We start from the raw sequence: 12,207 nt of genomic DNA on the forward strand, positions 1-12,207 counted from the left end.
AATAGCAGGGTTATGCCGTGCGCAATTTGCGTTGCGGGCGGGCGACCAGCAGGTAATCCAGAAGCCAGATGACAATCATGGATGCGCCAACGGTCGGATAGATGATGCCGCCAATGACAAGGATGGCGGTGACCGTTTTAAGCTTGCCTGTGTCGCGCGGCATCGGCGGGACGCCAAGGGCACCGGCTGGGCGTCGTTTCCACCACATCACACCAGCCGATACCGACATGAAAATGATCAGGGCACAGATCACCAGCAGGATGATCTGATTGGCGATGCCAAATTCCTGACCCATGTGAACATTGATGCCAAATTCCATGATCTTGCCGAACGGCCCGTAATCGGCATAGCCCATATCGATCAGGGGCCTTCCGGAATATTGATCCAAGTGAATGACCCGTTGCAGCGACAGGTCATCGGGATAGATCGACGCCGAATAAACCCCGGTTTCCGAGCGCGGCAGGGCCACGACATATCCCGGTGTGAGCCCCATATCGTTAAAGGTTGCGACGGCCTGATCAATGCCGATGGGGTTCGGCTTTGTCACCGGATTGGCTCCACCATCAACCGATTGCGGCAGCGGAATGTTTTCGTTGATCCAACTTACGTCGCCAAAGGCATCAATCATCGGAATGGTCGACAGCGGCACATCGATCCGAACGCCGGACGGATATCCATTGGGCGTGCCGTTGGCAAACTGGTTGGCATATTTGCCCCAGAACACCGACCAGAACATGCCGGTTCCGGCCATGAAGATAATGAAAACACCAATGAAGATGCCGGTGACGGCATGGGCATCACGCCACCAGATGCGGCGTTTGGGTGTTCCACGCAGGCTGACAACCCCGCCTTTCTGATTGCCGCGCGGCCACCACAAATACATCCCGGTCAAAACCAGAAGGATCGCCCAGCCTGATGCAATTTCAATGATGTAATTCGGGATGGTGCCAAATTCGGCAAGGCTGTGAATGCGCCGGACCACCCACATGATGGTAGTGCGATCGGGCATATGCCCCAGAACGTCACCTGTATAAGGATTAACGTAAACCGCCTCGCGCCCGCCGGCCTCAGTGGCAATGACGATTTCACTGCTGCGATCCGGACTTGCCGGGGGCATGACCTTGGCGGCACTGCCCGGAACGGCAAGAAGGGCCGCGTCAATCTGTTGGCTTATCGGCAGGGGCGCTTGGCCCGATGCCTCAACGAATTTAAGGTCGGCGTGATACCAGTCATCGATTTCATCGCGATAGATGTAAGCCGCCCCCGTGATCGCCATCAGGATCATGAAGGGCAGGATCAGAAGACCGGCATAAAAATGCCAGCGCCAGACAGCGCGATACAGGCTTGTATTCCCCTGTGATGCCGGGGATTTGGAAGTTTCAGTCATGTTTCTTGTCCATGCATATGCGCAAGGCGTGCGACGGTGTGTCGACACGTCAAGGGCACAGAAAATTTTGGGAAAAAGCAGACCTGAACGCGCAATTATCCTGTCATGGAACTTGCGGGTTTTCAGGCGTGCTAAGGCAAATGGTCAAGAAACAGCAGGGGGGGGGCGCGTGGCGATGGCGCAAGGGCACAAAAAACATGCTTGCGCGCGGTAATGTGAAGGGCAGCAACTGCGTTGCTAAGTTCGATTGCTTGGAGTTCGGGAAGTTCCGGCGTGACCGGCATGCCAAAGGCATAATTACCCAAACCGCACAGCGCACATTCAAAGCCATCTGGCGCGTCTGCATTCTGGCCCGGCTCATCAGGGAGCCCATCGGCGCGGACCAGAACGGTTTTGAAGGTGGATCCGGTGCAAATGACAATCGGAATGCGCACCACCCCATCCATGACCGAGGCCAGCGATGCCCCATTGGCCTTTGCCATGGGAATATGCATGAAGCCAAACATGATGGTATTGGCAAGGAACACCACAGTCACCAGTGCCGAAAGGCCCTGTCTGAAGATCAGACTGATCTGGTGTTTGCGTTGCACGTGTTGCGATCCATCAAGCTTTGTCTGGATCGTGTTTATGCCCTTCACCGGGATGTGTCAAAGGCTTCCAGTTCTGGGAAGGTCAGATTGCTCAGCGGCGCGCGTGATTTCGGCAATGGCATTCGCGATGCCATCGTCAGCGGCGATCTTGCTTGCGAGATGTTCGGCATTATTTTGATAGGACGGCGTTTCAAGAACCGTTTTGATTTGTTGGGCCAGCATCGCGGCATCAAGTTTTGCAGGCTTGATCGGGCGTGGTGCAACGCCAAGCCTGTGCAGGCATTTTGCCCAGAAAGGTTGATCACCGAAAAACGGAATGATGATGGATGGTCGACCGGCGCGCATGGCTGCCGCACAGGTACCTGCCCCACCATGATGAATGACGATATCGACTTTCGGGAACAGCCAGTCATGGGGAACCTCGCGCACCGCAAGGATGTTGGATGGCCAGTCAATATCGCCCATCCCGCCCCAGCCGGTTGCGACGATAGCGCTAACATCGGCCTGTGAGACGGCCTTTGCAATCATCTTGGCCATCGCGCTCGGATCATTGCCGGGCATTGATCCGAAACCGATATAGATCAGGTTTTTATGGCTTTCGATAAAGTTTTGTACTGCCGGATCGGGTGGGTCGGTTTGGGTTGTCCTGTCGAGGAACCAGTATCCGCTGACTGTTGCATGTTCCGGCCAATCTTTGGGGCGACTGATCACGGCGTTGCTAAAGGCGTGAATGATGCGAAGCGTACCGGACTGGCAGGACTTCACAATGTCCAAAGACTTGGCATTGATCCCGCTTTGACGTCGTGCGGCCCACCGGCAAACCTGCCGACGCAGTGTTGCGTTCAAAATCCGGTAGATAAGCTTGCCGGTCACGCGGTTATACCAGCGCCCCAAGGTATCGCGCAGGCCAAGATCGGGAATACCCATATGGGGATAATCACCGGTCGGGATGAAGGACGGGATCAGTTGCGCCATCACAACCGGGATGCCGAAATGCCTGCCAATCGGCAGCGCGCCAAAGGTTTTCGGATGAAAAACGATGACGTCGGGCTTGCCCTGATCAATGGTGCGGAAAATATCATCAAGCAGTGTGTCCTGAAGGCCGCGCGCCTTTTTACCGATGGTAAATAACGACCTCAGTTTCGCCAAGGCCGATGCCTTCGGATCAGACGCACGGGCAAATTGCGGATCATCCATAAGCGCAATCAACGCGTTGGTCAGGGCTGCGAATTCAAGGTCATGATCCGTGACAAAACTGGCAAAGCGTTCCGGCGCGGCGACAGTGACCCGATGCCCCTTTTGGATCAGCCCACGGCCCAGCGCGACAAAGGGCTGCACGTCACCGCGCGTCCCATAGGTCATCAGCATGACATGCATGGTAAGTCCTCTCCGCCGTCACAATTGAGGCCAAAGAAACCGATTAACCTTCTTCGCTATCCCGGTCATTGCCAAGGAAGTTTCGCGTCTGTTCAATCGCTTCGCGCAGGCCAACACGCTGGACCTCGACATCATCGGGGAAGGCACCCAGAAGCCGCGATGGCATGCGGTTATCAAGCAACACAAACACGCCGCGATCTTCGGCGCGCCGCACCAGGCGGCCAAAGGCCTGCTTCATGCGAAGCCGTGTCAGCATGTCGTCATAGCGGGCACCATGGAACGCCGATTTTCGTGCACGGTGCAGGATGTCGGGGCGGGGCCAGGGCACGCGGTCAAAGACGATCAGGCGCAAGGAATCGCCCGGGACATCCACCCCGTCACGCACCGCATCGGTGCCAAGCAAGCAGGCGTCGCGCTCTACCCGGAAAATGTCAATCAGGGTCGAGACATCCATGCCATCAATATGCTGGGCCAGAAGTTGCAGGCCTGCTTCATCCATAGGCCCGGTCAGGCGCTCATAAACCGCCCGCAACCGGTTGATCGCGGTAAACAGGCCAAGCGCACCGCCACCCGATGCCAAAAACAGTTCGCGATAGGCCGCGGCAACATGGTCCGGGTTATCGCGGCCAAGGTCATTGACGATAAAGACGCGGGTTTGTTCGCGGTAGTTATACGGGCTTTTCATCGCCGCCCGGATGGCGGGAAGCGGCATGTGGGCCGCCCCCGTGCGATCCTCGGCCACGGCCCAGTCGAATTCTTCGTCCCCTGTGCCATCACGCAGGGTCGCGGATGTCACCACCATGCCGTGCGCGGTGGGGGCAAGGGACGTGGTCAGCGGGATGGTCGGATCAAGGTAATGGCGATGCATGCCAACATCAAAATCCCGGCCAAACTGGCGCTCAATCGCAAACCAGTCGACAAAGGTTTTGGGTGTTTCCTCGACCAGCGATGCCAGCATTTCGCGCCACGCACCAACCTGCATGATCGCACGGCGTTCAAGCGACCGGATCGCGGCATCAAGGCGCTGGCGTTCAGCACTATCAAGCTCATCGGCCTTTTCATCGAGCATATGAGCGATGATCTTGATAAGCGATTTGGCCGGTTTTTCCATGGCTTCCAGCGCGCGATCGAGATCCGCCGCACTGGCAAGAACTTCGTTGAGCGCCGGTTTGCAATCGGTCTCGATTGAGTATCCCCGATCCCCCTCGGCGGAGCGCGCCATCACCTGTGCCCGGACATGGGCAAGGAAGGTTTCTGCCGGGCCCTTGGCATGTTGTGATCCGTCATGAATGCGCGATAGCCAGCCCTGTTCGGGCAGGCATTGCGCAGCGACAATCACGGCATTGACGGCATCACGCAGTTCGTCGCGGTCCAGAATAAGCGTTTCAAGGCGCTGTTTCAGGCCGCGTGCGCGCGATGATCCCTTTTGCTCAGCACCGAGTAACCAGCGACGGAGTTCCTGCCCCTCCATCCCGGTCAGGTGGGATGAAAAGGCCTTGTCGGCGGCATCAAAAAGATGATGGCCTTCGTCAAACACGTAACGTGTCGGCATGGATGCATCATCAAGCCCGCCAAGTGCCGCCTGCACCATAACCAGTGCATGGTTTGCCACCACGATCTCGGCCGAGCGGGCGCGGCGTACAGTCTTTTCGACAAAGCATTTCGAATAGTGCGGGCAGGCGGCATAGATGCATTCGCCGCGCTGATCGGCCAGCGCCCCGGTGAACCGGTTGCCCAGCAATTCGGTCAGCCAGGCCGGGAAATCACCGCCGACCATATCGCCATCACGGGTATGCGATGCCCATCGGGCAATCAGGCCCAACGGGGTTGCCTGATGTGGTTGTTGATTAAGCGGGCGTTGGGCTTCCTCGAAATTCAGCAGGCAGAAATAGTTTTCCCGACCCTTGCGCACGACGGCCTTCAGGCGCTTGTCCTTGGGATCGTCGTACAGGCGATCAAGTTCCTGATCGATCTGGCGTTGCAGGTTACGGGTATAGGTCGAAATCCAGACTGCACCGTCATTCTTCTGGGCCCAAAGCGATGCCGGGGCGACATAACCCAATGTCTTGCCGGTCCCCGTTCCGGCCTCGGCCAGGACGATATTGGGCGCACCATCATGCAGGCGCGGGCCAAAGGCGGAACATACGGATGATGCATAATCGGCCTGTTGCGGACGTTCTTCCGCGCCTTCGCCAAGCAGGTCTTTCAGGCGTTTACGGGCATCCTTGGGATCAACCGGATAATTGGCCGGTGGCGGCGGCGGAGCATGTTCAGCCCATTCACCAAGCTTTTTCCAGACTTTAAGGCCCTCATAAACCGCATAACGATGCGGACCGTCGCCATCGGCCCCAAGGGCGGCCAGAACCGAAACACCCCACGGCCAGTGGCCGCGCGCCATCGGCCATGCAACCGAAAGGGCCGGACCGCGTTTATTGCGATGAAGGGTGGCAAGTTCCTGCAAAAGCCGTTTCATGGCTTCTGCCAATGCCTCTGCCTGACCGATCAGGTCATCGGCCGGTTTCTGGCCCGTCGCCAATGCAATGCCGCGCGGGGTCGGCACACAAAACTGTGCCGGGCGGACAAAGGCAAACAGCTCCAGCAGGTCATGGGCCGGAAACGGATCGGATTTCAGCCGCCTTGCACAGGCCGGGGTATGAACCAGAATGGGGCGTGATGATCGCGCGCGCTTGGCCGCGGCCCCGTGCGGGAGTTCCTCGATCTCGCCATCGGGCGACAAAAACACGGCATGACGCAATCCAACGACCATGACAGGTGCGTTGGGCGGCATGAAACGCGGTTGGGACTCTTCGGAACGATCATCGAACATTTGGGGCACTATAAGCAGACAGCGACAGTGGCGCCACCGGGGAAATTGACCTATCTTCGAATTTATAAAGCAAACACCCAAACACAAGAAGACGGACCACAATGGCAGCCCCCAATACCCGCAATCAGCATTTCTGGCGCGACGATGCCATGCCGTTTGTCGAATTGCGGCGCGTGGCGGACGGGCATCAGGTCTGCTACGAACGCCATAGCCATGATACCTTTTCCATTGGCACGGTGAAGGGCGGTCACAGCACCTATTGGAACCGGGGCAAAACCCACGAAACGCAGGCCGGGTCGGTGGTGATCCTCAACCCGGAGGATGTTCATGGCTGCAATCCGGTCAAGGGGGCGGACTGGGTTTATGACATGCTGTTTGTTGATCCGGACTGGCTTTTGGATTTGCAGATTGAGCTGGATGCCGACGCGGCCGGAAAGTTCGCGATGTTTTCCGACACGCTCAGCCACGATCCGAATCTTTATGATGGCTTGATTGATCTTGCCGATATGCTGGCCAATCCGGATGTCGATATTCTTGGCAAGGAAACCGCCCTTGTGTCGTTCTTTGGCGATCTGCATGTGCAGCTTGACCGGCGCGGTGTGCTGGGGGGGCGCGAATTGCATGCCGCCGGTGCGGTTCATGATCGCAAGATGGCCCAGGTGGGCGAGTATATCCGCGCCCATTATGCCGAAAATATCAGTCTGGATGATCTGGCCGCACTGGTTGGCTATTCCCGGTCCTATCTGGTGCGCGCGTTTAAAAAGAGTTTTGGCATGACGCCTTATGCCTATCTGATCAATTGCCGGGTGCAGCGTGCGCGCCATGCGCTTAGGCGTGGGGAAAAGATCGTTGATGTCGCGCTTGAAACCGGCTTTGCCGATCAGGCGCATTTCCAGCGGATATTCAAACGCCTTATGGCGGCTACCCCACGGCAATATGCCCGTGCGCAGGCCGCCTGATCTGGGGCTGTGGATGCCCGCCATCGCGGGCATGACGGGGAAAGCTTAGCTATGTCGTCATTTCCGCGCAGACGGGAATCCCTTGCCGCAAGTGGGCAGTCGCATTTATCCGAAAACGAGATAGGCGGCACTGGCGATCAGCAACACCGCCATCGCCCGGTTGAATGCGCGGATGCGGGATGGTTCGCCCAAAAAACGCGACAGGAACGCGCCCGCATAGGCCCAGCACGCGACCGAGGCAAAGCAGATGACAAAGTAGATGGCGGTGAATTCCCAGATCAGGGTTGGCGCGCCGGACGCGGCATAGGCGCCCATCCCGGCGATGGAGGCCAACCAGGCTTTTGGGTTGAGCCATTGCATGACGGCCCCCGTGATCGCCTTTGGCCCGGATGCAGCATCACCTTTGCCAAGCTCACCATCTGACGTTGCCAGTTTCCAGGCCATAAACAGCAAAAACGCCACCCCGGCCCACTGAATGACCGTGGTCAGTTGCGGGAAGGCTTCAAGCATTTCATGCAGGCCCAGCCCGATCAAAAGCAGCAAAAGGCAAAATCCCGCCGTCGCGCCAAAGACAAGGCGAAGGGACGGGCGAAAGCCATATTGCACGCCAGAACTCAGCACCAGAATGTTGACCGGTCCCGGTGTGATGGAGGCGGCCAAGGCAAAGGCGGCCATCGAAAGATACAGGCTGAGTGTGGCGCTAAAGCCGGACATCTTGGTGTTCCTCGCACGGTGTGTTTTTTGTTGTTGATCAACATGCGCTGTCTGGCGGCGCGTTTATTGAACAAAATTGACCTGCGCGAAGGTGATTTCGGCTTTGGGCATAAAAAAACGCAACCGGATGTGGAGCCGGTTGCGTTGCGAGCTGTCGGTATCCGTGTTCCGGTTGGTGTGCCGGAACCGCTGTCAGATCAGCTTGCCGTCAGATCCATCAGAAGCGATGCACAGCGCTGAGCGATCTCGTTGTTGGGTTCGTCACTGCCCGGCATGGTTGCCCAGCCTTTTGCAATCACGAAATCGTCGCGCTTGTAAGAGCTTTCAGCCTTGAGGGCCGTAAGTTCCGCCGTCTGATTGTTGGGCGAAAGCATTTTGAACTGGGCGACACATACCGGTGCCATTGCCGAGATCGTTGCTTCCTTGCCGCTTGCATCGGCCATTTCCTGCGCAGTGCCACCAGACACCACCGAGCCGGTGCTAAAACCGACAATGGTGATCAGTGCGGCGCCGATAATGCCGCCCCAAATTCCGGGCTTTGTCCATGCAGGGATTTCGATAGCCATAAATAAAATTCCTTTTAATCAGGCCGTGAAAAGTATTTTTCGCGGCTCTGTTAGATCAAAGGAAAACATTGATGATGTAATATTACAATTGATTTATTTTTAAATATTTAAATCAAAGGTGGATTTTCTGAAGGGGAGCAATTTTATTTTTCGATATTTCGAAGAATTATTTCGTGCTTCAACCGGAAAACATGTTCGACAAACCAGTTGCCCCACCGGCAATCATGGCATAGCGCGCCGCCTTGCCAATGGTCACCAGAATGATGAAGGGCAGAAGGCGCACCCGCATGACCCCGGCAAACAGCGTGAGCGGATCCCCAATAATCGGCAGCCATGAAAGCAGTAATGACCACAGCCCGTATTTGCCAAACCAGCGCGATGCACGATTCAGTGCCTCGGCGGAGACGGGGAACCAGCGCTTGTGCTTGAAATGCTCGGCATAAAGGCCGAGCCACCAGTTGATGAGCGATCCAAGAACATTGCCGACCGTGGCGACCAGCACCAGCACCCAAACCGCATGATCACCGGACGCAATGAGCGCGGCCAACGCCGCCTCGGACGTGCCGGGCAGGATGGTTGCGGATGTCAGGGCGGAAAGGAAAAGGGCGAAAAGCACGTGTAAAAGCCAGTCAGATCAATTCAGGCGTTATGATTTGAGGCTGAATTTACGGACATCAAGCGGCTGTGCAAGCACTTCATCCTTGCTCTCGCCAAAGGCCTTTAGGTAGGGCATCTCGAAATGTCGGGCGAGGTCTTCTTCCGAGCGCCAGTTTTCATAGGCCAACCAGAGGGCGGGATCGTCATTTGACTGGTGCATGTCATAGCTGATGCAGCCTTCCTCGGCGCGCGATGGTTCAACCAATGCCAAAAGCCGTTTGCCAAGTTCTTCTTCCATGCCGGGTTTGGCGCGTGCGGTGGCAACAACGGTAAGCTGCTTGGACATTTCGGTTTCCTGTCATTTTCATTGTTTGGCTTTTGGATTGATCATCACCAACCACAGTGCAGGACAAATGTTTGTTTCACAAGCAGGCAGAGAACAGAAAAAGGCCCGGTGCGGGGGACACCGGGCCTGGAATTGCTGGTCAGCAGTTTGGGGGGAGCTGACCAGCAGGGGGGAGACGAAAATTAGGCGATGGTCGTGGTGACATCGACATTGCCGCGAATTGCGTTGGAATAGGGGCAAATGGTGTGTGCTGTTTCAACGAGTTTCTCGGCATCTGCCTTGTCGAGACCCGGCAGCGATACCGTGAGTTCGACAGCGATACCGAAGCCGCCTGCTTCGCGCGGACCGATACCGACTTCAGCCGAAACCCCGACATCATTTGGCACCTTGATCTTGGTCTGGCTGCTGGCTGCCTTCATGGCGCCGATAAAGCAGGCCGAGTAACCCATGGCAAAAAGCTGTTCCGGGTTATGGCCGTCACCGCCAGCACCGCCGAGTTCCTTTGGCGTGGACAGCTTGACATCAAGCGATCCATCGTCAGTCGAGGCGCGGCCATCGCGGCCACCGGTTGCAGAAGCGAGTGCGGTGTATTTGACATCAACAGACATGGTTTTCATCCTTTGTTTGAACATTGGTTCGGTTGGTGATTACCCGGCTGTTAGGTTCATATGTCGCCGGGGGCGGGCAGGTGCAACCGCACCTACCCGAAAGAGTGTTAAAGTTTGGGGACAATTCCCCTGTATTCGTCGTGTTATTCGCCGTGCAGGGCGGTGTGGAGATACTGACCGGCCTGGGCAATTGCGCCTTTGGCAGCCGGGGTATCGGCAAGGGCATTGAGCATGACAAAGTCATGGATCGTGCCGTTGTAACGCGTGACGGTGACATCAACGCCAGCCTGGCTCAGTTTGCGGGCATATGCTTCGCCTTCATCCCGCAGCACGTCATTTTCCGCAGTAATCACAAGTGCCGGGGCCTGACCGGCAAGCTGATCGGCACTTGCATGGATCGGTGTGATTTTCGGGTCAGTACGATCAACGCCTTCGGGCAGGTACTGGTTCCAGAACCATTCCATCGCAGGCTCGGTCAACCACGGGCCGTTGGCAAATTCGGTATAGGATCCGTTGTCAAAATCGGCATCCGTCACCGGATAGAACAGAACCTGTGCGGTGATTTGCGGACCTTTGCGTTCCTGGGCCAGAAGCGAGACCACAGCGGTCATGTTGCCCCCGACACTGTCGCCGGCAATTGCCAGACGGGTTGGATCGATATTGAGCTGTTCACCATGTTCAGCAACATATTTGGTAACTGCGTAATCCTGCTCAATCGCGATCGGGTAGCGCGCCTCGGGGGAGCGTTCGTAATCCACAAACACCAGGGCCGCATTGGCACGAACGGCGAGTTCACGGACCAGACGATCATGGGTTCCGGTATCGCCCATCACCCAGCCTGCGCCATGGAAATACACGATCACAGGAAGGCGATCAGTATTGCCCGCCGGGCGGATGATGCGGACCTTGGTGGCACCTGTTGGGCCAACCCCAAAGACGGTGTCAGTGATATCAACGGCCGGTTTGGCAACCTCGCCGGACTGCGCACCCGCCAGAACGTTGCGGGCCTCAGCCGGGGTCAGGGTATAGATGGCCGGGCCGCCGGACGCGGAAAGGACATCAATGAATTCCTGGGTGGTGTTTTCAAGAACCGGCTCTGCGAAGGCTGCGGTGCTGGTCAGGGAGGTCGACATTGCCAGTGTGCCAGTGAAGAGTGCGCCAGAGAAGACAGCAGCAGCAACTTTTGAATTGAATGGGCTCATGGGTCTGATCCTTTAAATGGGCCGTCCGTGATGTTTGAGGGGCGGCGTTGCGTTTTGTTGAATTATGTATCGCACGCAATTAAATCGTGCACGATATAAAAATGAGAAACCCAGTCATGCAATAAAATCGCTTGTTATTTAATCGCGTGCGATTTAATTTACTTGGCTTCGAAAATTTCAGACCCAGGATGTTTCGAGAAGACGGACATCGCCGGTGGGTATGGAAATCGCAGAATTCTGCGCAATGCGATGTCTTGTTGCCCCACATTAAAGGAACCGACCAATGGACAACTCATCCAAAGATGATCTGCTTCAGCTCGAAAAGTTTCTGTGCTTTTCGATCTATTCAGCCGGTCATGCCTTTAACCGGGTCTATAAGCCGCTTCTGGATAATCTGGGGCTGACCTATCCGCAATATCTGGTGATGGTGACCCTGTGGCAGGAAGACAACCAGTCGGTGCGGAGCATTGGCTCAAAGCTCTATCTGGAATCAAGTACACTGACACCGTTGCTCAAACGTCTTGAAGCCAACGGGCTTGTCAGCCGCAAGCGCGATCCTGAGGACGAGCGATCTGTGCGTGTCAGCCTGACCGAGGCCGGAAAAGATCTGCGCAACAAGGCAGAAGAAGTTCCGCCCTGCATTCTTGACGCCACCGGACTTGATATCGAGACCGCCAAACGCCTGAACCGTGATTTGCGGACCATGCGCGATCAGATGGAGGCTGGCGGTCAGAAGGTTTGATCGCGGTTAGTTCACCTGCTGTTTCCGATCCCGGTGATAGGTCAGGGCCCAGCCAAGCGCGGTCTTGATCGCTGGTTCAGGCAGGGGCCGGTCCAGTGGCAGGATAATGGCGCGATTGCCCTCGGTCGTCAGATCGGCCGAGAGCAGGCTGCGCGTGCGGTCAATCAGGTCGGTCTTGCAATCAAAAAAGATCATGACCTGATCAGGTGTTTTGGCTTTCCAGTCGGCACGAATGGTAATGCCCGATCCGGATTGGGGCCGCCAGGCCGGTTCGCCCCATTTCAGGCTTTCG

General features: G+C 56.6%; 12 protein-coding genes and 1 pseudogene. 2 read left to right on the top strand and 11 right to left on the bottom strand.

The features are described from left to right. Positions 1-10: 10 nt before the first annotated feature. The 4 genes from B2T33_RS01620 to B2T33_RS01635 all read right to left on the bottom strand — a co-directional run bounded on the left by B2T33_RS01620 (position 11) and on the right by B2T33_RS01635 (position 6,181). The gene (locus tag B2T33_RS01620; protein WP_197146981.1) at positions 11-1,387 is read right to left on the bottom strand and encodes a PepSY-associated TM helix domain-containing protein; all 1,377 of its coding nucleotides are present in this window, start codon (positions 1,385-1,387) and stop codon (positions 11-13) included. 131 nt (positions 1,388-1,518) lie between these two features. Further along, a complete protein-coding gene (locus B2T33_RS01625; protein ID WP_286791000.1) occupies positions 1,519-1,977 on the bottom strand; it encodes a DUF2946 domain-containing protein in 459 nt (152 codons plus the stop codon). A 57-nt stretch (positions 1,978-2,034) separates the two neighbouring features. Then, positions 2,035-3,354, bottom strand: coding sequence for a glycosyltransferase (locus B2T33_RS01630; RefSeq protein ID WP_286791001.1), 1,320 nt, complete (start codon positions 3,352-3,354; stop codon positions 2,035-2,037). 43 nt (positions 3,355-3,397) lie between these two features. After that, positions 3,398-6,181, bottom strand: coding sequence for an ATP-dependent DNA helicase (locus tag B2T33_RS01635; RefSeq protein WP_286791002.1), 2,784 nt, complete (start codon positions 6,179-6,181; stop codon positions 3,398-3,400). Positions 6,182-6,282: 101 nt separating this feature from the next. On the opposite strand from B2T33_RS01635, the gene B2T33_RS01640 reads away from it, so the two are divergent. Beyond that, complete coding sequence (locus B2T33_RS01640; RefSeq protein ID WP_286791003.1) at positions 6,283-7,140, top strand: AraC family transcriptional regulator; 858 nt, start codon at positions 6,283-6,285, stop codon at positions 7,138-7,140. 105 nt (positions 7,141-7,245) lie between these two features. On the opposite strand, the gene B2T33_RS01645 is transcribed toward B2T33_RS01640, so the two are convergent. From B2T33_RS01645 to B2T33_RS01670, 6 genes are all read right to left on the bottom strand, one after another. Continuing rightward, positions 7,246-7,854: a LysE family translocator gene (locus B2T33_RS01645; protein WP_286791004.1), complete on the bottom strand. Its 609-nt coding sequence runs from the start codon at positions 7,852-7,854 to the stop codon at positions 7,246-7,248. A gap of 197 nt (positions 7,855-8,051) precedes the next feature. Continuing rightward, positions 8,052-8,420 carry a hypothetical protein gene (locus tag B2T33_RS01650; RefSeq protein ID WP_063087745.1) on the bottom strand — a complete coding sequence of 123 codons (369 nt, stop codon included), beginning with the start codon at positions 8,418-8,420 and terminating at the stop codon, positions 8,052-8,054. Between the two features lie 178 nt (positions 8,421-8,598). Continuing rightward, on the bottom strand, positions 8,599-9,036 hold the full coding sequence (locus tag B2T33_RS01655) for a YqaA family protein (protein WP_286791005.1): 438 nt from the start codon (positions 9,034-9,036) through the stop codon (positions 8,599-8,601). Positions 9,037-9,066: 30 nt separating this feature from the next. Continuing rightward, complete coding sequence (locus B2T33_RS01660) at positions 9,067-9,363, bottom strand: putative quinol monooxygenase (protein WP_064781788.1); 297 nt, start codon at positions 9,361-9,363, stop codon at positions 9,067-9,069. A 182-nt stretch (positions 9,364-9,545) separates the two neighbouring features. Then, the gene (locus B2T33_RS01665; RefSeq protein ID WP_286791006.1) at positions 9,546-9,971 is read right to left on the bottom strand and encodes an organic hydroperoxide resistance protein; all 426 of its coding nucleotides are present in this window, start codon (positions 9,969-9,971) and stop codon (positions 9,546-9,548) included. Positions 9,972-10,114: 143 nt separating this feature from the next. After that, positions 10,115-11,173: an alpha/beta hydrolase gene (locus B2T33_RS01670; protein ID WP_286791007.1), complete on the bottom strand. Its 1,059-nt coding sequence runs from the start codon at positions 11,171-11,173 to the stop codon at positions 10,115-10,117. Positions 11,174-11,456: 283 nt separating this feature from the next. Here B2T33_RS01670 and B2T33_RS01675 point away from each other — a divergent pair, with 283 nt between their 5' ends. Next, on the top strand, positions 11,457-11,915 hold the full coding sequence (locus B2T33_RS01675; RefSeq protein ID WP_063087753.1) for a MarR family winged helix-turn-helix transcriptional regulator: 459 nt from the start codon (positions 11,457-11,459) through the stop codon (positions 11,913-11,915). A 6-nt stretch (positions 11,916-11,921) separates the two neighbouring features. Here B2T33_RS01675 and B2T33_RS01680 read toward each other — a convergent pair. Beyond that, positions 11,922-12,207, bottom strand: a pseudogene (locus B2T33_RS01680) (DUF1801 domain-containing protein); the annotation flags it as partial.

The sequence above is a fragment of the Thalassospira sp. UBA4513 genome (genome assembly GCF_002388495.1).
Taxonomy (GTDB): domain Bacteria; phylum Pseudomonadota; class Alphaproteobacteria; order Rhodospirillales; family Thalassospiraceae; genus Thalassospira; species Thalassospira tepidiphila.

Bases quoted from the DNA above. Each gene is read 5' to 3' on its own strand.
- B2T33_RS01620 (WP_197146981.1), bottom strand. From the start codon at position 1,387: ATGACTGAAACTTCCAAATCCCCGGCATCACAGGGGAATACAAGCCTG.
- B2T33_RS01630 (WP_286791001.1), bottom strand. From the start codon at position 3,354: ATGCATGTCATGCTGATGACCTATGGGACGCGCGGTGACGTGCAGCCC.
- B2T33_RS01635 (WP_286791002.1), bottom strand. From the start codon at position 6,181: ATGTTCGATGATCGTTCCGAAGAGTCCCAACCGCGTTTCATGCCGCCC.
- B2T33_RS01640 (WP_286791003.1), top strand. From the start codon at position 6,283: ATGGCAGCCCCCAATACCCGCAATCAGCATTTCTGGCGCGACGATGCC.
- B2T33_RS01645 (WP_286791004.1), bottom strand. From the start codon at position 7,854: ATGTCCGGCTTTAGCGCCACACTCAGCCTGTATCTTTCGATGGCCGCC.
- B2T33_RS01650 (WP_063087745.1), bottom strand. From the start codon at position 8,420: ATGGCTATCGAAATCCCTGCATGGACAAAGCCCGGAATTTGGGGCGGC.
- B2T33_RS01660 (WP_064781788.1), bottom strand. From the start codon at position 9,363: ATGTCCAAGCAGCTTACCGTTGTTGCCACCGCACGCGCCAAACCCGGC.
- B2T33_RS01665 (WP_286791006.1), bottom strand. From the start codon at position 9,971: ATGTCTGTTGATGTCAAATACACCGCACTCGCTTCTGCAACCGGTGGC.
- B2T33_RS01670 (WP_286791007.1), bottom strand. From the start codon at position 11,173: ATGAGCCCATTCAATTCAAAAGTTGCTGCTGCTGTCTTCTCTGGCGCA.
- B2T33_RS01675 (WP_063087753.1), top strand. From the start codon at position 11,457: ATGGACAACTCATCCAAAGATGATCTGCTTCAGCTCGAAAAGTTTCTG.